Below are 21,574 nucleotides of genomic sequence, written 5' to 3' on the forward strand. Positions count from 1 at the left end.
TGAGCTGACTGTGTGATCAACACCGGCCCCGGTGCCGCCCGTTCGAGTGAGAATGGGCGCCCCGGGGCCGCGTACTGTCCGGCCTCCCCGCTCCGACTACCTAGCGTGCCCTGTGACCGATCGGCCCTGCCTTCGTTCCCCCGGACGAGGGACTTCCCCTCGTCCGAGGGGGACTCCGCACGGCATTTCTGATCTGAACCGAGGTGTACGCCCATGGTGGCTCCGCCGGACAACGACGTGCTCTGGGCACACGGCCTGCACGTCAAGCACAACGGCTCGCCCGCGCTCAGCGGCGTCTCGATCGGAGTCGGCGAGGGCGAGATTCTCGCCATCGGCGGCCCGCGCGGCAGCGGCAAGACGACCCTCCTCCAGTGCCTGTCCGGGCAGCTCGTGCCGCAGCGTGGCGAGGTCTGGTTCCACAGCAAGCCCGTGCACACCATGAGCCCGCTCACCCGCGAACGGCTGCGCCGCGACTGCTTCGGCTGGATCGACCCGGCGCCCGTCCTCGTGCCCGAGCTGAACGCCTGGGAGAACACCGCACTGCCCCTGATGCTGCGCGGCATCGGGCGCCGCCAGGCCAAGGCCACCGCCGTGGAGTGGCTGGAGCGCCTCGACATCGGCGGCTGCGCCCGCAAGCGCCCGTACGAGCTGCTCCAGGCCGAGCGTCAGCGCGTCGCCATCGCCCGCGCGCTGGCCCCCGCGCCCACCGTGCTCTTCGCGGACGAGCCGACCGCCGCGCTGCACCGCGCCGACCGCACCCACGCCCTGCGTACGCTCACCACGGCGGCCCGCTCGCACGGCATCACCGTCGTACTGGCCACGCACGACGCGGACACCGCTGCCCTCGCCGACCGCGCGGTGCCGCTGCTCGACGGGCGGCGCGTGAAAACCGTCCACCTGCCCCCGGTGGCCGAGACGGAAGGCCGGGCCGCGTGCTCGCTCTCCGCCTAGCCCGGGGTGCCCGGCCCGCCGTCCAGCTCCGCAGGCTCCTGGTCGCCACGGCGTCGGCGGGCACGGGCTTCCTCCTCCTGTGCACCCTGGGGTTCGCGATGGGGCATCCGGACGCCTCCGCCGCGGCCCTGGTCCGGCTCGCCTGGTGCGTCGCGCCGCTCGCCGCCACCGTGTACCTCGCGGTCGCGGTCGCCCGCACCGACCCGGCCACCCGCCCCCGGCCCGGCCTGTCGGCGATCGGCCTCGGTCCCGGCCGCCTGATGATCCTCGCCGCGACCTCCACCGCTGTGTCGTGCACGCTCGGCTCGATGCTCGCCCTGCTCTTCTTCCTCCATCTGCGCGGCGACCTGACCGGCTTCCCCTTCGACGGCGACGCCGCCGAACTCCTCGCCGCCGGCCGGCCGCTGCCGCTTCCGGCCGTCCTCACGCTGCTCGCGCTGGTGCCGCTCACCGCGTCGGCATCGAGCGCGGTGACGCTGCGCCCGCGCGCGGGGGAACCGGCCCCCCTCCAGCGCGGGCGCACCCTCTTCGGCTCGTACGCGCGTCTCGGCGCACGGGGCGGAACCGGGGTGGCCGGAGCTTCCGGCTCGGGGGCGGGTGAGGGCTCGGGGACGGATCAGGGCTCGGGAGAGGGTGAGGGCTCGGGGGCACACGGAGGTTCGGGGACGGGCGAGGGTTCGGTAACACACCAGGGCCCGGGGACAGACCAAGGCCCAGGCACACGCGAGGGATCGAGGACGGGCGGCAGCTCGGGGACGCAGGAGAGCCCGGGGGCGGGCGACGGCTCGGGCACGGGCGGTGCCTCCGGACCGCACGAGGGTTCCGGGACCCGCGATGTCTCCGGCTCACACGAGGAACCCGAGGCACACAGTGCCTCCGGACCCCACGACGCGGGGGCACGCGGCGCCTCCGGCGTTCACACCCCGTTCGACTGGCACTACGGCTCCAGGACGCACGACGCCCCCGGCATCAGCAGCGCCTCCGACCCGCACGACGGCTCCGGCCCTCCCGGCGAATCCGGTCGGCGCGGCAGGTCCGCGGCATCCGGAGCCATGGGTGAGCCGGGCAGCGGCGGCGCACGCAACGGGGCCGACGCCCGGGCCGGTGTGCGGGACGGCTTCGGCGAGCGCGGCGATTCCGGCACCGCCGGGCACGCCGGCGCCCAGGCCCAGGCGGACCCACCGGTCACCCCACAGCAGATCCTTGCCCCTCTCCCCGCCCCCAATGGACTCCCCTGGGGCATGGCGGTGCTGGCGGCCGGGCTGGCCGTCGGGGAGTACGCGAGCCGTACCGGGCCCGTCCCCGGGCTCGCCCTGTCCAAGGTGTTCACGGGCGGCCCTGTCGGCGTGCTCGTCGGCTGGGCGCTCACCGCGCTCGGTCTGGCACTGGTCGGGCCCGGGATCACCCACCTGTGCGGCCGGTTGCTCCAGGCGATGCGACCCGGAGCGCTGCGGCTGCTCGCCGGGCGTGTGCTCATGGAGGAGGCAGGGCGCATCGGCCGACCGCTCGGCGTGGTGTGCGCGGTGGCCTCGGGCGCGTACGTCATGGCCACGCTCTACACCAGCACGCGCCCCGACGTCGGGCCGCTCACCACGCTGGGCGCGCTGCTCGTCGCGGGATGCGCCGTCGCGACGCTTCTGACCGCCGCCGTGGAAGCCAGGTACGCACGCTCCGACACCACACAAGCCCTGCTGCGCCTCGGCGCACCCACCGCGATGCTGCGCGGCGCGGCCGCACTGCGCGCGGGCGCGCTGCTCGCCGTCCTCGGTCCGCTGACCTTGGCTGTCGGGGAGCTCGCGGCACTGCCTCTGGCCGGCTGATCCCGCGCAAACAGCCCTACGAGCACCGCACGGCGATCTCGTACGAAAAATGTTGGCCGTGGCCGATGAGTTTCGTGCGAGCCCCTGGTCTACCCCCACGAACAGCACATCACCGCCCAAGGGAGAGACCTGAGATGTATCAGCAGATGATCTTCGTGAACCTCGCCGTGAACAACCTCGACGCCTCCAAGAAGTTCTTCACCGAGCTCGGCTACGCGATCAACCCTCAGTTCTCCGACGAGCACTGCGCGAGCGTGGTCATCAGCGACACGATCGTCGCGATGATCATGACCAAGCAGCGCTACGCGGACTTCACGAAGAAGGAGATCGCCGACTCGACGAAGACCAGCGAGGTGCTGCTGTGTCTGAGCGCGGAGAGCCGCGAGAAGGTGGACGAGCTGGTCGACAAGGCGATCGCCTCGGGCGGCTCGGCGACCGGCGAGACCCAGGACCACGGATTCATGTACGGCCGGGCCTTCGACGACCCGGACGGCCACACCTGGGAGGTCATGTGGATGGACCCGGCGGCTGTCCAGGGCTGAACGCGTCCCTTACCGGGTGCTCCCTACGATGGGCGGGTGCAGCCGACACCCGCCTCCATCGCTTCCCTTGACCGCGAGATCGAGTCCCTCGCCGAGTTCGACGAGGTCGTCTCGTCGCGCGGATCTCTCGCCCAACACCGCATACAGGCCGTCGACCTGACGGACCGCACGCCAGAACTGCTCTCCGTGGACACCGCGGGCGCCGTCTTCCTCGGCTGCCCGATGGATCCGGACGCCGCGGCCCGGATCAGGGCCACCGGAGCGCTGGTCTTCCCGCCCGTACCCGGCCTGCCCTTCGACCCGTACCGCGGACTGCTCTACACGCCCGGCGAACTCTTCGAGTCAATCGCCGAGCGGGGCTACGAGGCGACGCCGGACGCCCTCACATACGCCTGGTTCCAGCAGACCAAGACGGACGGCGACATCTTCGCGTCGATGCTCCGCGCGATCCACGACGACGCCGTCTCGGACGCCCTCGACGAACTCCTCGTGGGGGCACGGGTGGTGGGCGTGATGGGCGGGCACGCCTTGGCGCGCGGCACGGAGGCCTACGAGGGTGCCGCCCGGCTCGGCCGCTCACTGGCCCGTGCCGGGTTCACCGTCGCCACCGGCGGCGGGCCGGGCGCGATGGAGGCGGCGAACCTCGGCGCGTACGCCTCGGTCTTCGACGACGAGATGCTCACCGAGGCATGCCGGCTCATCGCCAAGGCCCCGTCGTTCACGCCCTCGGTCACCGAGTGGGCGACCGCCGCCCTCGACCTGCGCGACCGCTGGCCGGGCGGCGGGGACTCGGTCGGGATCCCCACCTGGTTCTACGGCCACGAGCCGCCGAACGCCTTCGCCGGCCACATCGCCAAGTACTTCGCCAACGCGACCCGCGAGGACGGTCTGTTGGCCCGCTCGAACGCGGGTGTCGTCTTCCTGCCGGGCGCCGCCGGGACCGTACAGGAGGTCTTCGACAACGCGACCCCGAACTACTACGAGTCGCGCGGCGAACCCACCCCCATGGTCCTGGTCGACCGCGTCCACTGGACCGAGCGGCTGCCGGTCTGGCCGCTGCTCCAGTCACTGGCCAGGGACCGCTCGATGGAGCCGCGGATCGCCCTCGTCGACCGGGTCGAGGAGGCCCCGGAGGCACTGGCCCGACTGGCCGGGGCGACCGCGCGCTGACGGCGACAACGGCCACCGCTCCGGCCCCTCTGGCAAACGTCAGCTAAAGCCAACGGTCAAGACGGACACACAGATTGACAGGGAGTGACGGCGCCCCATAAACCTGTGGGGCGTCCGGGAGTGCTGTGATCACAGTGCTCCCCGCACCCCCACCCCCCTCAGTTGTGCACCCCGTGAAGGGCAATCGTGTCCATATCTCGTCGATCTCGTCGTACCCCACGTACCGTGCGCGTTCTCGGTGTTGCCGCCGCCTCGGCCGCGCTGGCGCTCGGTGCCGCGGGCAACGCACTGGCCTGCGACATCAGTGAGTTCTCGGCCCTCGCCAAGTGCGATGGCGACAAGGGCGTCATCAGCGTGACCGACAAGGACCCCACCGGGGTCCCGGCCACCGTCACCGTCTACCTCGAGTCGGACGGCGCGGAAGGAAAGCTCATCGGCAGCCAGGAGGTCAAGGGCTCCCGCGAGGGCGTGACCATCGACTTCACCGAGGACTGGCAGCCGAACGCGACGTACCGCATCCACGTCAAGGCCGGGAACCAGGTCGACGAGGACATCGAGCCGAGCCTGACGACGCCGGCCGAGGCGTGCGAGTCCTCGGACACGCCGGCTCCTCCGGCCACCCCGACGCCCTCGCGGACGCCTGCCGAGACTCCCTCGAAGAAGCCGACGCCGTCGGAGTCGGAGAGCACCTCCCCCGCACCCGCCGGGAACAACGCTCCGTCGCCCGCGGCCGATGACTCCAACCTCGCCGAGACGGGGGCGAGTTCCAACGCCGGACCCATCGCCGGTATCGCGGCCGCGCTCGTCGTGGCCGGCGGCGCCCTGGTGTTCGCACTGCGCCGTCGTGGCGCGTCGGACGACCGCTGACCGCTGACCGCTGAGTAGCGCTCGGTTGTCACAGGCCCGCGCCCCCGCACGGACGTGTCCGTGCGGGGGCGCGGGCCGCAGCCGTCACCGAAGGTGAGCCGCCGCCCTGAGGCCCAAGGTGGTCACCCGAAGGTGGCCCGCTCCAGCCAGAACTCCAGCAGCTCCCGCTCTCCCCGTACCTCCAACTGACCACCGTCCAGTGGAAGTCTGCGGTAGAAGCCGAGCAGGACCTCGGTGAGCGGCCCGCGCAGCGCGACGGTCGCTTTTTCGTGGCCGCGGCGCCAGTCGACGCCCTTGTCGTCGAACTCGATGAGCCACTCGGCGTTCAGGCCGGGCTCGGCGTCGGTGGCGTGGAGGTGAATGCTGCGGCCCGACCCGCGCAGCTCCTGCACGTCCGAGTCCTGGGGCATCGCCTCCTGGACGAACCGGACGATCTGCAGCCACTCGTCGACGGCGTCGGCGGCCAGGTCCGGCGCGACCTCGTAGCGCGCGCGTGCCGCGATCGCCGCGTCCGCCCGGTGGATCACCGTCTCCAGCGTCATGCGCCGCGCCCAGAAACCGGCCGTCCGATCCCAGGCCCAGGTCCATGCGGCGGCGTCGGGCCCCGCGGCGCGCAGCGTCCCGGCGGTCTGCGCGGCGCCCTCCGCCAGCCAGGCGTCGAGCGCGGCGGGAACGCCGGGATCTCCGTCCTTCGGCCCCTCGAAGCCGAACGCCTTCGATTCGGGGACCTCCTCCGTCGCTCGTGTCCGGACGATGTGCTCGACCCAGCGGTGTGCGCGGCCGACATGCTCGGCGAGTTCCCGCAGAGTCCACTCCGGACAGGTCGGCACGGTCACCGCGAGGTCGGCGCCGTGCAGGTGCTGCCTCAACAGGTCGGTCTGCGCGACGATTTCATCGCAGTAGCGCTCATGTCCGAGTTGCGTCATGCTCGGAACCCTAGGTGGACGGCTCCCCGTCGAGCACGACAATTTCGGCGGCGTCGAACACCACCGCGACCTCGTCCCCCGGCTCCGGCGCCTCCCTCAGCGCACACGCCGCCTCCAGGCGCGGCGCATCCTCCGGCTGCAGATGTACGGAGACATGGGTGCCCCGGAACGTGCGCGCGGCCACCGTGCAGCGCAGCCCCTCCCCTGCGGGCACGAGCCGTACCCCCGCGGGCCTGATGAGCAGCGTGCCCTCGCCCTGCTCGGACCCCGCGGGTGCCGGAACCTTCCCCCACGGCGTGTCCGCGAACTCCCCGCTGACGCTCGCCCCGACCACGTTGTCGAAGCCGAGGAAGCGCGCCACGAACTCGTCCGCCGGCCGCTGCCACACCTCAAGCGGCGTACCGGACTGGGCGATCCGCCCGTCGCGCATCACCACGACCCGGTCGGCGAGCGCGAACGCCTCGCCCTGGTCATGGGTGACCGCGAGCACGGTCGTGCCCAACTCGTCGAAGAGCTCACGGAGTTCGACGACGAGTCGCTCGCGCAGGGAGCGGTCGAGCTGGCCGAGCGGTTCATCGAGCATGAGCAGGCGGGGGCGCGGGGCCAGCGCACGGGCGAGTGCGACGCGCTGCTGCTCGCCTCCGGAGAGGGAGGCGATCGCCCTGGACGCGGCTCCCGGCAGTCCGACCAGCTCCAGCAACTCCCGTACGCGAGCGTCCTGTTCGGCCTTCGACACGCCGTGCATCCGCAACCCGAAGGCCACATTGCCGCCCACGTCGCGCTGCGGGAACAGCTGGTGGTCCTGGAACATCAGGCCGACGCCCCTCTTGTGCGCGGGCACCCCGCCGAGGTCGCGGCCGTCCAGGAACACCCGCCCGGAGTCGAGCGGCTGCAGGCCCGCCACGGCCCGCAGCAGCGTCGACTTGCCGCTGCCGCTGGGCCCGAGCACGCACACGATCTCGTGTTCGGCGACGTCGAGGCCGACGGCGTCGAGCGCGGCCCGCGCCCCGAACCGTACGGTCGCCGCATCCAGCTTGAGCATGGTCAGAACTCCCCCGTCCGGTCGGTGCGCACGCGTTCCAGAAGGAGCAACGCCACCGCGCACACCACCATCAAGATCGTTGAAAGGGCCATCGCCTGACCGTAGTTGAGCTCGCCCGCGCGCCCGAGCAGCCGGGCCACGGCCACCGGCAGGGTCGGGTTGTCGGGCCGTGCGATGAAGACGGTGGCGCCGAACTCGCCGAGCGACACGGCGAAGGCGAATCCGGCCGCGATCAGCAGCGCCCGCCGCACCATCGGCAGATCGACCTCGCGCCACACCCGCCACGGCGAGGCCCCGAGCACGGCCGCCGCCTCACGCAGCCGTGCGTCCACCGCCCTGAGGACGGGCAGCATGGTCCGTACGACGAAGGGGACGCCGACCAGCGCCTGGGCGAGCGGCACCAGGATCCAGCTGCTTCTGAGGTCCAGCGGCGGCTCGTCGAGCGCGATGAGGAAGCCGAAGCCCACGGTCACGGCGGAGACGCCGAGCGGGAGCATGAGCAGGGCGTCGAAGCCCCGTAGGAGACGGCCCGCGACGGGGGTCCTCCCTGCTCGATCGGAGCCGGGAGCCTGAGGGCGCCGGGCCAGGGCGGCGGCCGCGAGTCCACCGATCAGGAGGGCGAGGGCGGTGGCCGCGAGGGCGTACTCCAGTGAGTTGCCGACGGCCTCGATCGGCGCCACGAGGAAGACGCCGCTGTCGTCGTCGGTCAGCGCCTTGTAGTACCCGAATCCGGGTGTGTCCAGCGAGCGTTGGACCAGCACGGCCAGCGGCAGCACCAGCAGTACGGCGACGGTGCCGAGGACGGCGGCGAGCAGCGCCCACTGCCCGGCTCCGCGCGGCCGTCGCGCGGTCACGGAGGCGGCCACGAGACGCAGAGTGGTCTCCCGGCGGCGTACCGTCCACGCGTGGACGGCGAGAACCGCCCCCACGGCCACGAACTGGATCATGGTGAGCACGGCGGCCGTGGAGAGGTCGAAGATCTCCGAGGTCTGCCGGTAGATCTCGACTTCGAGGGTGGAGAAGGTGGGTCCGCCCAGGATCTGCACCACACCGAAGGAGCTGAAGGTGAAGAGGAAGACCATGAGTGCGGCAGCGGCGACCGCGGGGCCGAGGGCCGGGAGGGTCACCTTGCGCCAGGCCGCGAACCGCGAGGCGCCCAGCACGCGCGCGGCCTCCTCCTGGCGGGGGTCGAGCTGGGACCAGAGGCCGCCGACGGTGCGTACGACGACCGCGTAGTTGAAGAAGATGTGCGCGAGCAGGATGGCCCAGACGGTGGTGTCCAGTCGTACGTCCCACAGCTCGTCAAGGAGTCCCCCGCGCCCTACCAAAGCCAGGAAGGCGGTCCCCACGACGACCGTCGGGAGCACGAACGGGACGGTGACGACGGCCCGCAGCACCTGCTTGCCCGGGAAGTCGAAGCGCGCGAAGACGTACGCGCCGGGGAGCGCGATCAGCAGCGTGAGCGCGGTCGAGGCGAGCGCCTGCCAGGTCGTGAACCACAGGACGTGCCGGATGTCGGGCTGGGCCAGCACCTCGCCGATCCGCCCGAACTGCCAGGCGCCTTCGACCTTGAGACCGCGGGCCACGATCGCGGTGACGGGATAGGCGAAGAAGACCGCGAAGAACGCGACGGGCAGGACCATGAGCCCGAGCCGCGCCGCGCTCCCGCGCCCCTGGGGGACCGCCTGCCGCTTGGGGGCTGCTTCGGCTGCTTCGGCTACTTCAGTACGAGCGAGTTCCACGACTTGACCCACTGGTCACGGTTGTCGGCGATCTTGGCGGGGGGCAGGGTCTCGGGGGCCTCGGCCTGGGGGCCGAACTTCACGAACTCGTGGGGCACCTGGGCGCCCTCCCGGACCGGGTACACGAACATGTTGAGCGGCATGTCGTCCTGGAACGTCTTGGAGAGCAGGAAGTCGAGGAGTGCCTTGCCACCCTTCTCGTTCTCGGCGTTGCTCAGCAGGCCCGCGTACTCGATCTGCCGGAAGCAGGTGCCGGCCGCGACGCCGGTGGGCGCGGTCTTCGGCTTCGGGTCGGCGAAGACGACCTCGGCGGGCGGGGACGAGGCGTAGGAGACGACCAGCGGCCGGTCACCGCCCGCCTTCTTGCCGCCGGCCGATCCGGAGAACTCCTCGTTGTACGCCTGCTCCCAGCCGTCGACGACCTTCACGCCGTTGGCCTTCAGCTTCTTCCAGTAGTCCGGCCAGCCGTCGTCGCCGTACTTCGCGGCGCTGCCGAGCAGGAAGCCGAGGCCGGGAGAGGAGGTGGCGGCGTTCTCGGTGACGAGGAGGTTCTTGTACTCGGGCTTGAGCAGATCGTCGAAGGACTGCGGCGGCGTCAGCTTGTGCTTGCTGAAGTAGGACTTGTCGTAGTTGACGCAGATGTCACCGGTGTCGATGGGCGTGACCCGGTGCTTGTCCTGGTCGACCCGGTACTTCGGCAGGATCAGGTCGGTGCCCTTGGCCTCGTACGACTGGAACAGCCCGTTGTCGAGCGCCCTGGACAACAGGGTGTTGTCGACGCCGAAGAAGACATCGCCCTGCGGGTTGTCCTTGGTGAGGATCGCCTTGTTCACGGCCTGCCCGGCGTCGCCGTCCTTGAGGACCTTCACCTTGTATCCGGACTGCTTCTCGAAGTCCTTGATCACGCTCTTGGACGCGGCGAAGGAGTCATGGCTGACGAGGGTCACGGTCTTGGAGTCGGCGCTCGTGTCGCCGGAGCCGGACTCGGACGACCCGCAGGCGGACAGCGTGACGAGTCCCAGGCCTACGGCCACGGCCGTGATCTTCTTGGTGGTGCTCACTGAATTCCTCCTGGGGTGACCAGGAAGAGACGCGGCCCTGCCCGGGAGCCTCTGACAGTTCCCGGGCAGGGTGCAACAGCTTGAGTGATGACCGAACTTCCTACCCAGAATGACCTGGGCAAGGTTCAGAGGGTCTGCGGTCCGCTACCGCACTCTCAGCGCTGTGGCGCTCCCCTGTCGGAATATGAAGGTGTACGTACAGGGCTCAGACTACAGCGCCGCACCTCGCGACCACCGAGTGGTGGCCGCTGAGAGAGCCGGCGCTACCGCTCGGTGGCCGCGAGCTGCCCGCATGCCCCGTCGATCTCCTGGCCACGGGTGTCCCGGACGGTGACCGGCACGCCGTGCGCCGCGATCGCCTCGACGAAGGCCTTCTCGTCCTCGGGCCGGGAGGCGGTCCACTTCGAGCCGGGCGTCGGGTTCAGCGGAATCAGGTTGACGTGCACCGGCCTGCCCTTCAGCAGCCGCCCGAGGCGGTCGCCGCGCCACGCCTGGTCGTTGATGTCCCGGATCAGCGCGTACTCGATGGACAGCCGACGCCCCGACCTGGCCGCGTACTCCCACCCGGCGTCGAGGACCTCGCGCACCTTCCACCGTGTGTTGACGGGGACGAGGGTGTCGCGCAGCTCGTCGTCCGGCGCGTGCAGCGAGATGGCGAGCCGGCACTTGAAGCCCTCGTCGGCGAACCGGTGGATGGCCGGGACCAGCCCGACGGTCGACACGGTGATGCCCCGCTGGGACAGGCCGAGCCCGTCCGGCTCGGGGTCGGTGAGCGCGCGTATCGCTCCGACCACGCGCTTGTAGTTGGCGAGCGGCTCACCCATGCCCATGAACACGATGTTGCTGAGCCGCGCGGGACCACCGGGAATCTCGCCGTCCCGCAGCGCCCGCATGCCGTCGACGATCTGGTGCACGATCTCGGCGGTCGACAGATTCCGGTCGAGACCGGCCTGTCCGGTGGCGCAGAAGGGGCAGTTCATCCCACACCCCGCCTGCGAGCTGATGCACATCGTCACCCGGTCCGGGTAGCGCATCAGCACGGACTCGACGAGCGTCCCGTCGAACAGCCGCCACAGGGTCTTGCGCGTCGTGTCCTGGTCGGTGGACAGATGCCGCACGACTGTCATCAGCTCGGGAAGCAGCGCGTCCTGGAGCTTGGCACGCGAACCGGCGGGGATGTCGGTCCACTGCTCCGGCTCGTGAGCGAACCGCGCGAAGTAGTGCTGCGACAGCTGCTTCGCACGAAACGGCTTCTCCCCGATCGCGGCAACGGCTTCCTTGCGCTCAGCGGGCGACAGATCGGCAAGGTGGCGCGGGGGCTTCTTGGCTCCGCGGGGGGCGACGAATGTGAGTTCTCCGGGCTTAGGCATGGCCGTCCCAGTGTGGCAGATCGATTCGTGCGACCTGCGATTGGCGATCCGGACGACTGGCGTCAGTGGTCGTCACCGACCATCACCGGCCGTCACCGGCCGTCACCGATCACCCCAGGCACGCTTCCGCGGCCACTTCTCCACCAAGTCCCGCCGCTACTCCACCGCCCTCGGCGCCCTGCGCCAGGTCCGCGTCGGCTACCGCGCGGCCCAGCAACGTGCCGTGCTCGGCCTACCCATCCCGACGACGCCCCGGAGGCAACCACGCACACCGTCGCCCAGAGGCCCTCCGCGCCAGCTGACTCAACCTCGCATCCCATTCCTTGACAGCGAAATCACGAGTGGCAAGAGGCCGAGAAAAGCAGTTGCATCTGCGGCGTTACCCCGCCCCATGAATGGAATCGTAATAACGACCGCAGCCATCACCGTGCACACAATGATCACCAATCTGCGCGCACGGGAGACCGGGCCTGGTGGATCCTTGAACAGGAAGAAGGAACCCAGAACCAGCGCAAAGAATCCAAGAGTCTGCATTGTTATCGAGATGATGCTGGTGGAACCACCTGTCAGGAGGCCGTCACCCTGACCTGCACTGAGTGCAAACAATCCCGCTGTCAGCGTCGCGAGAGCACTCCAGAAACGCATCAGTCCCCAGTTGCGGGACTGCACTGCTTCTGGCGCACTCTCGCGGGCCAGTATTTGCAGCTCCAGCCTGCCGTCGGTCAGCCACTCAGGCTTCTTCTTGACAATGCCCAGCTCCGTCAGGCCGTGAAAATACTTGGCACTCGTGCGCTTATCAACCTGCCCGCCATTCGTCTTGTCTACACAAACCTCCAGAAAGTCACCCAAGAAGGCCTGATATGAATCACGCCTCAAGGTGTTGGGGGCGGCATCTTCGTCTTCAACGCCAGTTACTTCAAACTCAAAGTGAGACAGCGCTGTCGTTTGACTTGGACGCCGGAAAGCGACCCTGTCATACTTGACTTTTGCAATACGGTTTCTGAGATCAGACGACCTGACATCGGCACGGTCAACAATCCAGGATGTTCTCGTCACATCCACTTCCAGACTGTTATGGAGACCCGATGCGGCAAGCGATGCTTCAAGACGAGAAAAATCAGCCGGCGGTGTCGACCGCGAAGCACCTCGAACTGGCGCTAGCCAGTTCTGGATCGCAGACCATGCCTCGTTCATGTCACTGGACGGTTGCACGACGATTTCTTGCTGCATCACCAGGCCGTATCGCTGCTCCCCGCGCTCCTTCAGCCTGCGGAAGGTCAGTTGCTTGGATTCCCCTTCACGGCGCAGGCGCAAGTACCAGCCTCGCCTGAAGAGTTCATGTTTCTTCGTATCGAAATAAGTATCAAAGATGCGCCTGTCCGCAGATCGATGGAATTGATATCCACGAACGAACTCACTGGACGCATCAATTTGCGCGAGAAGCGTTTCATAATCTGAAACATCGCCCAGGGTTACCTTTGCCTCAAGTTTATCCCGAAGATGTCGCGAGGCGTGATGAACCAGAGCTTGCTGGAATTTAGAGGTATGAACTTCACGGATATTGAACCTGCGACCCAGGCAGCGAGATACCTCAGTGAGCTTATTCGCATTCACTGCATCAGAGATCTCTACTTCAATCCGCCCTTCCCGTACACTCCCCTCAGAAGCATCTAGATACTCGGTTTCGTCGACAACGAGCTCCGCAATGTCTCCGTTCGCGTCGGCCACCACCCAGATGTCTCGGGTCGTTTTCACTGGATAGGCATTGATCAGTCCGAGTTCGCGCAACGCAGCGGCAATTCCGCCACGATGAATGAGGGTTTCTATGGCAACAGAGGGGGCGGAAATGATGTTCTCGTCCTTCAGGATGTCCACAATAGTGGTGAGAACTTCAGCCAGAGAGCCATCCGCCGGGTTTTCCAGCTCCTCCCGATGAATAGCGGCGCTCCCGCCGACTCCCGAACGCGGACGCTTCAAGGCCACAGAAAATGCCCCAGCAGACTTTTCCCTCACACGCAAAGACCACTCACGCGAAGCGATCTGCCCACTGACGTCAAAATACGTGTCAAAGTTTGTCACTTTTCTCGCGTACGAGAGGGTGAAGTTCCCCAGCGTGGGATCGTTCCGCAAACTCTCACTGATGCTCGAAATGAGTCCGATTGAGACTTCAAACTTCTGTTCGATTTCGATCGCCACTGATCTCCCCCGAGCGTGACCGAGCAAGAGAATTTACCCTACCCCCGAGTGACCTTTCCGTAAACACTTGATCCAAGATCTCGAATTAATCGGACACACGTTCCATGTCGCCTCGTTGAAGTCTCAGCAGTCCGGCATTAGCGCTCCCGCCGAGCCCTGCGGGTATGACAGGACGAAACACACGTGCGACCACTGGCCACGGAGCCATGGCGGTGAGCGGGTCAAAAGCTGCGCTCCTGTGGACCGGTGTCCCAGCCCGGGGAGGGCCGTCCTCACGGGGCGTCCCTTGTCGTCGTCAGCCCCTTGTCCGACGTCATGGAGGTCGCTGCTGGGAGTACGACGAGGACCAGACCACATCTCGGGCTTACGGCTGCGACATGGTGCGGTACTCACTATTCCTCTGCGCACAACACGTATATATCGCACAGATTCCACCCAGTAGGCACGCCAGGAAGCAGGCCGCCGACCCTGCGAAGCACATTGTACGAGTCATTGTCGGCCATTGCCCGCTCCACATCGACGGAACTCAGCGCATTAATGCGGTCCCATGAGAAAGAGTCCACCCACGCTCCCCCCACACCGGGAAGATGATCCTGCCCGTCGGATGCCGCTGCGGCGAAGTAAGCGTAACCACGCGCCGAGACCAGCTCTCGGCCCATCCTGAGCGCCAACTCCTGACAACGTCCCCCTCGGCCTTGACCGCGCACTTGTACGGTCCCCTCGCCGGCCCCAAGTATGCAGACCCTCCGGCCACGGAGTTCTGGCTGTGCCAGATACTCACCAAACCTACGCGCCAGCAGGCGCACATCACCTTGGACCTTTCCGCCCATAGAGACAACGTGGTAGCCCTTGTTGATTGCGGTCTCAGTGGCCACCTGCAGACTCAAGGACGTATCGGCGATCACCCAGTTCTCGTGCCGGCGGACAAGCTCTGCTTCGTTCATTTGCGCACGCGCGCCGACCGCATCCCAAATCCGCGCACCGACATCGGCATCCAAGGCCAAAACTCGAAGCAACTCCCCGACAAGTTGCCGATCCGGCTCGTATGGGAAAGTCAGGCCGGAGCCGACCCATTCGATCCCCGACTGGACGTTGTCGACTACGATGAACGACCAACTGGCCCGATCTCGGCAGAGACGTAGGATTCCGCCCCCATGTATCCGGGACACGGCTGCTCGTAACTGATTCAGTCGAGTGACGTCGATTCCTGCGGCCAACGCCGCATGCCAGATGGCCTGCAGATCCGGCAATGTCACAGGCGGTGTCGGGGCCACGCAGACGCTTGACGTTCCACCCGACACCAAGAATATAACCGGCGTGGAACTTCCACGACCAGCTGCCACGAATTCGACAAGCGCCTTACCGGCCAGCATGCTTCGCGCGGTAGGTATCGGATGATCGCCGATTAATTCATCGCAGGCGGCCACCCCATTCTGCGGGGCGGTTATCGTCAAACTGTGTCGAATCTTGGCTCCGAGCAACGCCCTGGCTGCACGCATGAGCTCTCGCGCCATTTTTCCAATGGAGACGATGTCCACAGTGTCCGCACCGATGGAAGCTCTCTCGAACTCCGAGCCCATAATCTCATGAAGTGAGACCTTTTGAGGCCACCCGAGAGCAATATCAGCGACGTCAGATGCGATTTGGATCCGTCTACCGGCCGAAGGCATTCAGCCAACACCGAGCCTGTCAAGGGTCCAATCGAGCACGTCATCGTATGCGCAGCCGTCCGCATGGATGTGGTGATAGTCCGGGTATAAGTCACGCATCGTGCGCTGCAATTCAGATGTATACGAATCCCATGACTTCTTGATCAGGGTGTCTTTCCGGCTCAAGGGACTATCTGTAGCTCGGTGGAGCATGGTGTCCAGACCTATGTCCAGCAGCACTGCTTCACGCCGCGGCAGGCCACCCACCAGTGGGTCGACGAACGAGCGCATCGTAGCCACGCCCAACCCGTTAACGGCCCCATAGGCGATGACAGACGGTTCCATTCGGTCCACGATGATGTGGTCGTATACGCCTTCACTCAAGGCCGACCTGAGGATTTCAGTCTTTCTGCAGAGGTGTGCGAGGTATAGAACCCCATCGGTCCAGGGATCCAACCTGACGGACTGGCTCGAAGGGTTGGTCAGTGACTTCATGACCACATGAGCGGGATCTTCGTCGAAGAGCGTACTGAGTCGCAGAGCCCGTTTCCCACGCTGTTGCCACGCGGACTCCAGCCCTTTACTCAAAGTGGTTTTACCCGAGTTCGTTGGGCCTTCAATTACCACTATCATGTAGTACTCGCATCCGTCTGATTCACATCACGGAGGGGGGTGACCACATGAGAGTCCCTCCCATCGTCGAAAGGTGCGAACGCAGGAAACTTGCGAGGTTTGGATTCGAGATTCTTTACGGCTCGCTTCTTCACGCCCGGCGGGATCGCCGGAGACCTCGCCGCAAGCTCATCCATCCTTTCTTTTACAGCAGCCAGCTCCTGAAGCAGTTCGCCCTCTCGCCACGCCTTGATGACCATCAGCTCCAGCTTGCGCCTCAGTGCACCATACTCAGCCGACATTGCCTTGTATTCAGCCGCCCGCTGTTCGTAGCGGAGCAATGCCTGCATCACGGCAGTAACCACCGACAGGACGCTGAGCACGCCGGTGATGACTTTGATGTACAACTGTGTACCGGCGCTGATGATATAGAACGCACCGGAACTCACGAATATCGCGAGCACGATGTTGGCAAGCCCCAGAACTGCGTTGATTCTGGTGCAGCGTGTTCCCGAGTCGTAATGCACACGCTGACTCTGCCTGCATCTGCGATGCCAATCGGCGACAACTTCGCTAGCCTTGGCAGAGTCCATGAGCGCTCCTAGCCAGCCAGGCGGACTTCAGATGCTCGTAGCGGAATTCTGTCGGTTCGCTGAATTGCAAACGACACCGTGACGGGTCATAGACAGGCTCACCTTCGGCGTTCCACCTGAAAACCGCCTCCAGCTTCGGCTTGGGAACGAAGGGTTCGCTCAACGCGAAGGCGTACTTCGTATAGGAGCCACTGTCCACTTGATAATATGCAGTCAGTACGCCAAAGAATTGATCTGCATCCACGCCTTCGGATCGGGCGTACATCCGACCCACCCGCTCCACCGCTTCTTCCTCTGGAATCTTGTTGCGGACGAAAAGACCGAGAGCATCGTCGGAAAGGAGCCCCAGTGTAGTGGCCAAAGCCTCATGAGAGACAGGCAGCACCGACTGGTATTTGCGAACAAGCTCGACCGTCAACACATGCTGCTTTGCCTTGTCGTTCATCCGTAGCGCGGCTGGCTTGCCCATGTCGTGCAGGCACAGAAGAAGACGGAATGCTGACTTCGGGAAGGCGGCCTCAAGAGGCCACTCCGGAAAGGCTCGCTCGAACATATTGCACACCATGAACGTGTGCTCAATCAGCGGATAGCCGTGCTTGCCCGAGTTCGGCATTGCGAATTCCCGGCCCAGTTCCGGCACCTCACTGAGGGATTCCAGAACAGCGCGCGGGGAGTACGGTGTAGATGCGAACAGTTGCGCTAAGTTTTGCCTCAGCTGTTCCATCGGCTCCCCTTCTTTTTGGCTCAAGGTACCGCTCGGGCACTTCGGCTGTCCAGCACCCTTTCATGGACTCTTTGGGGGAATCGCACAAACCACCTTGTTCCACTTTGGATGGACTAGCAGGCCTCATTGCGGAGCAGGGACTTCCGTTAAGAGGTTGTCTCACGTGGCAAGTTTCGCGAGCTTCTTGTAGCACGTCAGGGCGGCGGCCATGGCCAGGCCTCGGCTCTGCCACTCGTTGCGGACCACGAACGGGATCTTGAGACCACGAGCAGCCCATGGCAGGCTCATGCCGCATGATCGATGAATTCGCGAAAGACAACCTGCACGGGAGACTGCGGCGGGACCGCAAGGCGCTGCTCTGGAAACTCGACGGCTTGTCCGAATACGACGCCCGCCGGCCTTTGACAGCGACCGGGACCAACCTCCTCGGCCTGGTCAAACACGTGGCCACCGTCGAGGCCAGGTACTTCGGCGAGGTCTTCGACCGCCCTTCCCCGGAACCGCTGCCCCGATGGCAGGACTACAACGGCAGCGATCTGTGGGCGACCGAGGACGAGGCCCGCGATCAGATCATCGGGTTCTACCGGCGCACGTGGGAACACTCGGACGCGACGATCAACGAGCTTCCCCTCGACGCCCCCGGCCATGTGCCGTGGTGGCCGGAGCCTTATCCCAACACGAACCTGTTCGCCGTCATGGTCCATGTCCTCGGCGAGTCCATCCGGCATGCCGGGCACGCCGATATCCTGCGCGAGGGCCTCGACGGCCGGACCGGGGTGCGCGCCGAACACGAGAAGCAGATCGACGAGGAAGCCCGTGCAGCCTACTGCGCGAAGATCGAGCAGGCCGCCAGGTCGGCCGCACCAATCAAGGCTTAGAGGGTGTCTCACGTGACTTGATGTTCGTGCGGCATGATGCCGGTCGTGGGTGCTGATCTATCGAAGCGTCCTTTTTCCTGATGAACTCTGGGAGCTGGCCGCCCCGTTGCTGCCGTCGTTCGCTGCTCGTCCGCAAGGTGGTGGGACCGCTCCGTGGTGGGACCGCACCGTGTGACGAGCGGGCCGTGTTCACGGCAGTGGTGTACGCGCTGACCAGCGGCTGTGCATGGCGGCATCTGCCGCCGACGTTCGGCACGTCGCCCGCCACCGCGCATCGCCCCTTCACGGTATGGACCGAGGCCGGCCAAAGGGGGGATCGCTGACCGGGCCGAACCCGGTCGATCGCGGCACGAAGGGCAGCAAGCTGCACGTTTTGTCCGATGCCCAGGGCATCCCGCTTGCCGTCGCAGTGTCCGGCGCGAACATGCACGACAGCCTCGCCCTCAAGCCGCTCATCCGCGGCATACCCGCCGTCCGGTCCCGCCGGGGACCACGGCCGCGCCGACCCGTCAAACTCCGCGCGGACAAGGCGTACTTCTCCGCCGAACACCTGGCCTGGCTGCGCGAGCGCGGGCTCGGCGCGCATCGCGCGGCCCGGCATCGAGTCCGGCGAACGCCTCGGTCGGCACCGCTGGAAGATCGAACGGTCGATCGCCTGTGATCACCGCCGGCTCTCCTGACCCAGGCATGGCCACACAGTGGCGCGGACATACGAAAAGGGGCTCGTTCGCCTGTGGCCAACGAGCCCCTCACGCACAAACCGCAGTGCAGCCGCACCACAGACAGGTGTCACCCGGAGCCGACGAAGATCACCAGCAGCAGCCACACCACGGGGGCCGTGGGCAGGAGCGAGTCCAGCCGGTCCATGATTCCGCCGTGTCCCGGCAGTAGTGTCCCCATGTCCTTGATGCCCAGGTCACGCTTGATCATGGACTCGCCGAGGTCGCCGAGCGTGGCGCTGACGGCCACCGCGAGCCCGAGGAGCACGCCCTGCCACCAGCTGCCGTCGTCGATCAGGAACAGCATGCACAGGGCGCCCGCCACCATGGCGAAGGCGACCGCGCCGAGCAGGCCCTCGCGGGTCTTGCCGGGGCTGATGCGCGGGGCGAGCTTGTGCCGGCCGAAGCGCCAGCCGACGGCGTACGCGCCCGTGTCGCTCACCACGGCGAGCAGCAGGAAGGTGAGGACCCGCCACGCGCCGTCGTCCGCGGCGAGCATCAGTGCCACGAACGTGGCGAGGAACGGGATGTAGAAGGCCGCGAACAGGCCCGCCGTGACGTCCTTGAGGTAACCCTCGGGTGGTTCCGTCATCCGCCAGACCAGGACCGCGAGGGCCGTGAGCGCCATCGCCACCCAGGCGCCCTCGGCGCCCCGGACGTATCCGGCGACCACCATCGCCGCACCGCCGACCGCGAGCGGCACGAGGGGTGCCTTGATGCCTTTGCGTTCGTCGAGCCGCGAGGTGAGCTCCCACAGGCCCACCACGACGGCGACCGCTATGACGCCGATGAAGACGGCCTTGACGACGAACAACGACGCGATGATCACCGCACCGAGCGCGACGCCGACTCCTATGGCGGCACCCAGGTCGCGGCCCGCGCTCTTCTTCTGCGGTGCGGGCGCTGGCTGTGGGGCGCTGGGCATGGGCTCCTGCGGCTTCTGCTGATGCCACGACGGAGCCGGGTGCTGCGGCGTCGACGGCGTCTCGTCGCGGAACGGGGGGCCACCCGTCGGAGCGGCCCCCCGGTCGTCATCCTGGTCTCCGCCATGCTCGGGTACATCGGGCACGATGGGCATGGGGCGAGTCTGTTGGGCGTCCTGCGCATCGTATGCGGGACCCGCCGGGGCCGCCTCCTGGACGGGCCCCTGGTCGGACGGCCCCCAGTACCCGGCTTGTGGCGGCGCTCCCCAGGAAGAGTCGTTCATCAGACCTCGAGCAGCTCTGCTTCCTTGTGCTTGAGCAGCTCGTCCACCTGAGCGACGTACTTCGCGGTGGTGTCGTCGAGCTCCTTCTCCGCACGGCGGCCCTCGTCCTCGCCGACCTCGCCGTCCTTGATCAGCTTGTCGATGGCGTCCTTGGCCTTGCGGCGGACGGAGCGGATCGAGACCTTGGCGTCCTCGCCCTTGGTCTTGGCCACCTTGATGTACTCCCTGCGGCGCTCCTCGGTGAGTTCGGGGAACACCACCCGGATGATGTTGCCGTCGTTGCTCGGATTGACGCCCAGGTCGGAGTCGCGGATCGCCTGCTCGATGTTGCGCAGCGCGCTCTTGTCGAACGGGGTCACCACGGCCATGCGCGGCTCCGGCACCGAGAACGAGGCCAGCTGGTTGATCGGGGTCAGCGCGCCGTAGTAGTCGGCCACGATCTTGTTGAACATCGCCGGGTGCGCACGACCGGTGCGAATCGCGGCGAAGTCCTCCTTGGCGACCACGACGGCCTTCTCCATCTTCTCCTCGGCTTCGAGGAGGGTCTCTTCGATCACCACTTGCTCCTGCGTGTCTTGAGTAGGCCCGGCAGCTGTTCCTGTTCGGGGTCGGCGGCCGGCTGCGTCGCGTCTTATTCCTGCACGGTTCCCGACCCGCAGGACATTGTCCATCCCCCGGTCAGGGTCCGTCCCGCGCAGGGAAGGTCCCCGGTCAGGCCCGGCTGCCTTGATCCCCCACGAGAGTGCCGATCTTCTCACCCTTGACGGCCCGTGCGATATTGCCCTCCGCCAGAAGCTCGAAGACCAGGATGGGCAGCTTGTTGTCCCGGCAGAGCGTGATGGCGGTCATGTCGGCGACTTTCAGGTCGCGCGTGATGACTTCGCCGTAGCTGAGCGAGTCGTACTTGACGGCCTCGGGGTTGGTCTTGGGGTCGGAGTCGTAGACCCCGTCCACTCCGTTCTTGCCCATGAGCAGCGCCTCGGCGTCGATCTCCAGGGCGCGCTGGGCGGCGGTGGTGTCGGTGGAGAAGTACGGCATGCCCATACCGGCGCCGAAGATGACCACACGACCCTTTTCCAGGTGGCGTACGGCGCGCAGCGGGATGTACGGCTCGGCGACCTGTCCCATGGTGATGGCGGTCTGCACGCGCGAGTCGATGCCCTCCTTCTCCAGGAAGTCCTGGAGGGCGAGACAGTTCATGACCGTGCCGAGCATGCCCATGTAGTCGGAGCGGGCCCGGTCCATGCCGCGCTGCTGCAGCTCGGCGCCCCGGAAGAAGTTGCCGCCGCCGATCACGACCGCGATCTGGGCACCACCGCGGACCACCGCGGCGATCTCACGGGCGATGGCATGCACCACGTCGGGGTCGACGCCCAGTCCCCCGCCACCGGCGAACGCCTCACCGGAAAGCTTCAGCAGAAAGCGCCCCGCGCCTTTGCCGTGATCGCTCTTTTCGTCCTTGTCGGCCTTGGTGGTGGTCATGGAGATCCCGCCTCTTTACCTGT

Annotated in this window: 22 protein-coding genes and 1 pseudogene; 9 read left to right on the top strand and 14 right to left on the bottom strand. The window is 66.8% G+C overall.

What is annotated here, in order from left to right; translation table 11 throughout:
- Positions 1 to 213 precede the first annotated feature (213 nt).
- The 5 genes from FE633_RS35005 (at position 214) to FE633_RS35035 (ending at position 5,350) form a co-directional block, all read left to right on the top strand.
- Positions 214 to 951 (top strand): ABC transporter ATP-binding protein, encoded by a 738-nt coding sequence (locus FE633_RS35005; protein WP_138049205.1) that lies wholly within the window; start codon positions 214 to 216, stop codon positions 949 to 951.
- Positions 933 to 2,771 carry a hypothetical protein gene (locus FE633_RS48830; protein ID WP_246113973.1) on the top strand — a complete coding sequence of 613 codons (1,839 nt, stop codon included), beginning with the start codon at positions 933 to 935 and terminating at the stop codon, positions 2,769 to 2,771. The genes FE633_RS35005 and FE633_RS48830 overlap by 19 nt, the downstream gene beginning before the upstream one ends.
- Positions 2,772 to 2,905: 134 nt before the next feature.
- Positions 2,906 to 3,313: a VOC family protein gene (locus tag FE633_RS35025; protein ID WP_138049206.1), complete on the top strand. Its 408-nt coding sequence runs from the start codon at positions 2,906 to 2,908 to the stop codon at positions 3,311 to 3,313.
- A 36-nt stretch (positions 3,314 to 3,349) separates the two neighbouring features.
- Positions 3,350 to 4,483 carry an LOG family protein gene (locus FE633_RS35030; RefSeq protein WP_138049207.1) on the top strand — a complete coding sequence of 378 codons (1,134 nt, stop codon included), beginning with the start codon at positions 3,350 to 3,352 and terminating at the stop codon, positions 4,481 to 4,483.
- Between the two features lie 186 nt (positions 4,484 to 4,669).
- Positions 4,670 to 5,350, top strand: coding sequence for an LAETG motif-containing sortase-dependent surface protein (locus tag FE633_RS35035; RefSeq protein WP_138049208.1), 681 nt, complete (start codon positions 4,670 to 4,672; stop codon positions 5,348 to 5,350).
- 122 nt (positions 5,351 to 5,472) lie between these two features.
- On the opposite strand, the gene FE633_RS35040 is transcribed toward FE633_RS35035, so the two are convergent.
- The 5 genes from FE633_RS35040 to rlmN form a co-directional block, all read right to left on the bottom strand.
- Positions 5,473 to 6,276: a maleylpyruvate isomerase family mycothiol-dependent enzyme gene (locus tag FE633_RS35040; RefSeq protein WP_138049209.1), complete on the bottom strand. Its 804-nt coding sequence runs from the start codon at positions 6,274 to 6,276 to the stop codon at positions 5,473 to 5,475.
- Between the two features lie 10 nt (positions 6,277 to 6,286).
- Positions 6,287 to 7,318, bottom strand: coding sequence for an ABC transporter ATP-binding protein (locus FE633_RS35045; protein ID WP_138049210.1), 1,032 nt, complete (start codon positions 7,316 to 7,318; stop codon positions 6,287 to 6,289).
- Between the two features lie 2 nt (positions 7,319 to 7,320).
- Positions 7,321 to 8,961, bottom strand: coding sequence for an ABC transporter permease (locus FE633_RS35050; RefSeq protein WP_138049244.1), 1,641 nt, complete (start codon positions 8,959 to 8,961; stop codon positions 7,321 to 7,323).
- Between the two features lie 74 nt (positions 8,962 to 9,035).
- Entirely contained in the window at positions 9,036 to 10,121 is a 1,086-nt protein-coding gene (locus FE633_RS35055; RefSeq protein WP_138049211.1) for a thiamine ABC transporter substrate-binding protein, read from the bottom strand.
- Between the two features lie 263 nt (positions 10,122 to 10,384).
- A complete protein-coding gene (gene rlmN, locus FE633_RS35060; protein ID WP_138049212.1) occupies positions 10,385 to 11,491 on the bottom strand; it encodes a dual-specificity RNA methyltransferase RlmN in 1,107 nt (368 codons plus the stop codon).
- 124 nt (positions 11,492 to 11,615) lie between these two features.
- Here rlmN and FE633_RS48835 point away from each other — a divergent pair.
- Positions 11,616 to 11,770 (top strand): annotated as a pseudogene (locus FE633_RS48835) (replication initiator); the annotation flags it as partial.
- Positions 11,771 to 11,794: 24 nt separating this feature from the next.
- Here the strand turns inward: FE633_RS48835 and FE633_RS35070 are convergent.
- From FE633_RS35070 to FE633_RS49355, 6 genes are all read right to left on the bottom strand, one after another.
- Positions 11,795 to 13,687 (bottom strand): CYTH domain-containing protein, encoded by a 1,893-nt coding sequence (locus FE633_RS35070; RefSeq protein ID WP_138049213.1) that lies wholly within the window; start codon positions 13,685 to 13,687, stop codon positions 11,795 to 11,797.
- A gap of 392 nt (positions 13,688 to 14,079) precedes the next feature.
- Positions 14,080 to 15,225 carry a DUF4147 domain-containing protein gene (locus FE633_RS35075; RefSeq protein ID WP_171060243.1) on the bottom strand — a complete coding sequence of 382 codons (1,146 nt, stop codon included), beginning with the start codon at positions 15,223 to 15,225 and terminating at the stop codon, positions 14,080 to 14,082.
- A 132-nt stretch (positions 15,226 to 15,357) separates the two neighbouring features.
- Positions 15,358 to 15,681 (bottom strand): hypothetical protein, encoded by a 324-nt coding sequence (locus tag FE633_RS49600; protein ID WP_342791237.1) that lies wholly within the window; start codon positions 15,679 to 15,681, stop codon positions 15,358 to 15,360.
- 284 nt (positions 15,682 to 15,965) lie between these two features.
- Positions 15,966 to 16,541 carry an SLATT domain-containing protein gene (locus FE633_RS35085; protein WP_138049216.1) on the bottom strand — a complete coding sequence of 192 codons (576 nt, stop codon included), beginning with the start codon at positions 16,539 to 16,541 and terminating at the stop codon, positions 15,966 to 15,968.
- A complete protein-coding gene (locus tag FE633_RS35090) occupies positions 16,522 to 17,265 on the bottom strand; it encodes a hypothetical protein (protein WP_138049217.1) in 744 nt (247 codons plus the stop codon). Before FE633_RS35090 ends, FE633_RS35085 begins: the two co-directional genes overlap by 20 nt.
- A 159-nt stretch (positions 17,266 to 17,424) precedes the next feature.
- The gene (locus tag FE633_RS49355) at positions 17,425 to 17,553 is read right to left on the bottom strand and encodes a hypothetical protein (RefSeq protein WP_281291308.1); all 129 of its coding nucleotides are present in this window, start codon (positions 17,551 to 17,553) and stop codon (positions 17,425 to 17,427) included.
- Between the two features lie 5 nt (positions 17,554 to 17,558).
- Here FE633_RS49355 and FE633_RS35095 point away from each other — a divergent pair, with 5 nt between their 5' ends.
- The 3 genes from FE633_RS35095 to FE633_RS35105 all read left to right on the top strand — a co-directional run bounded on the left by FE633_RS35095 (position 17,559) and on the right by FE633_RS35105 (position 18,804).
- Positions 17,559 to 18,143 carry a DinB family protein gene (locus tag FE633_RS35095; RefSeq protein WP_138049218.1) on the top strand — a complete coding sequence of 195 codons (585 nt, stop codon included), beginning with the start codon at positions 17,559 to 17,561 and terminating at the stop codon, positions 18,141 to 18,143.
- An 80-nt stretch (positions 18,144 to 18,223) separates the two neighbouring features.
- The gene (locus FE633_RS49895; RefSeq protein WP_138049219.1) at positions 18,224 to 18,466 is read left to right on the top strand and encodes a transposase; all 243 of its coding nucleotides are present in this window, start codon (positions 18,224 to 18,226) and stop codon (positions 18,464 to 18,466) included.
- Entirely contained in the window at positions 18,433 to 18,804 is a 372-nt protein-coding gene (locus FE633_RS35105; RefSeq protein ID WP_246113975.1) for a transposase, read from the top strand. Before FE633_RS49895 ends, FE633_RS35105 begins: the two co-directional genes overlap by 34 nt.
- 128 nt (positions 18,805 to 18,932) lie before the next feature.
- Here the strand turns inward: FE633_RS35105 and FE633_RS35110 are convergent, their stop codons facing one another.
- From FE633_RS35110 to pyrH, 3 genes are all read right to left on the bottom strand, one after another.
- Positions 18,933 to 20,069, bottom strand: a complete 1,137-nt coding sequence (locus FE633_RS35110; protein ID WP_138049221.1) for a phosphatidate cytidylyltransferase — start codon at positions 20,067 to 20,069, stop codon at positions 18,933 to 18,935.
- Complete coding sequence (gene frr / locus FE633_RS35115) at positions 20,069 to 20,626, bottom strand: ribosome recycling factor (protein ID WP_138049222.1); 558 nt, start codon at positions 20,624 to 20,626, stop codon at positions 20,069 to 20,071. The genes FE633_RS35110 and frr overlap by 1 nt, the downstream gene beginning before the upstream one ends.
- A gap of 154 nt (positions 20,627 to 20,780) precedes the next feature.
- On the bottom strand, positions 20,781 to 21,551 hold the full coding sequence (gene pyrH / locus FE633_RS35120) for a UMP kinase (RefSeq protein ID WP_138049223.1): 771 nt from the start codon (positions 21,549 to 21,551) through the stop codon (positions 20,781 to 20,783).
- Between the last annotated feature and the right edge of the window lie 23 nt (positions 21,552 to 21,574).

This window comes from Streptomyces montanus, from assembly GCF_005786655.1.
In the GTDB taxonomy this organism is placed as follows: domain Bacteria; phylum Actinomycetota; class Actinomycetes; order Streptomycetales; family Streptomycetaceae; genus Streptomyces; species Streptomyces sporangiiformans.

What these genes read in the sequence shown, in the direction of transcription:
- FE633_RS35005 (WP_138049205.1), top strand. Translation starts at nt 214, where the DNA reads ATGGTGGCTCCGCCGGACAACGACGTGCTCTGGGCACACGGCCTGCAC.
- FE633_RS35025 (WP_138049206.1), top strand. Translation starts at nt 2,906, where the DNA reads ATGTATCAGCAGATGATCTTCGTGAACCTCGCCGTGAACAACCTCGAC.
- FE633_RS35040 (WP_138049209.1), bottom strand. Translation starts at nt 6,276, where the DNA reads ATGACGCAACTCGGACATGAGCGCTACTGCGATGAAATCGTCGCGCAG.
- FE633_RS35045 (WP_138049210.1), bottom strand. Translation starts at nt 7,318, where the DNA reads ATGCTCAAGCTGGATGCGGCGACCGTACGGTTCGGGGCGCGGGCCGCG.
- FE633_RS35050 (WP_138049244.1), bottom strand. Translation starts at nt 8,961, where the DNA reads ATGGTCCTGCCCGTCGCGTTCTTCGCGGTCTTCTTCGCCTATCCCGTC.
- rlmN (WP_138049212.1), bottom strand. Translation starts at nt 11,491, where the DNA reads ATGCCTAAGCCCGGAGAACTCACATTCGTCGCCCCCCGCGGAGCCAAG.
- FE633_RS49600 (WP_342791237.1), bottom strand. Translation starts at nt 15,681, where the DNA reads ATGGAACCGTCTGTCATCGCCTATGGGGCCGTTAACGGGTTGGGCGTG.
- FE633_RS35085 (WP_138049216.1), bottom strand. Translation starts at nt 16,541, where the DNA reads ATGGACTCTGCCAAGGCTAGCGAAGTTGTCGCCGATTGGCATCGCAGA.
- FE633_RS35090 (WP_138049217.1), bottom strand. Translation starts at nt 17,265, where the DNA reads ATGGAACAGCTGAGGCAAAACTTAGCGCAACTGTTCGCATCTACACCG.
- FE633_RS49355 (WP_281291308.1), bottom strand. Translation starts at nt 17,553, where the DNA reads ATGAGCCTGCCATGGGCTGCTCGTGGTCTCAAGATCCCGTTCGTGGTC.
- FE633_RS35095 (WP_138049218.1), top strand. Translation starts at nt 17,559, where the DNA reads ATGATCGATGAATTCGCGAAAGACAACCTGCACGGGAGACTGCGGCGG.
- FE633_RS49895 (WP_138049219.1), top strand. Translation starts at nt 18,224, where the DNA reads ATGAACTCTGGGAGCTGGCCGCCCCGTTGCTGCCGTCGTTCGCTGCTC.
- FE633_RS35105 (WP_246113975.1), top strand. Translation starts at nt 18,433, where the DNA reads ATGGACCGAGGCCGGCCAAAGGGGGGATCGCTGACCGGGCCGAACCCG.
- FE633_RS35110 (WP_138049221.1), bottom strand. Translation starts at nt 20,069, where the DNA reads ATGAACGACTCTTCCTGGGGAGCGCCGCCACAAGCCGGGTACTGGGGG.
- pyrH (WP_138049223.1), bottom strand. Translation starts at nt 21,551, where the DNA reads ATGACCACCACCAAGGCCGACAAGGACGAAAAGAGCGATCACGGCAAA.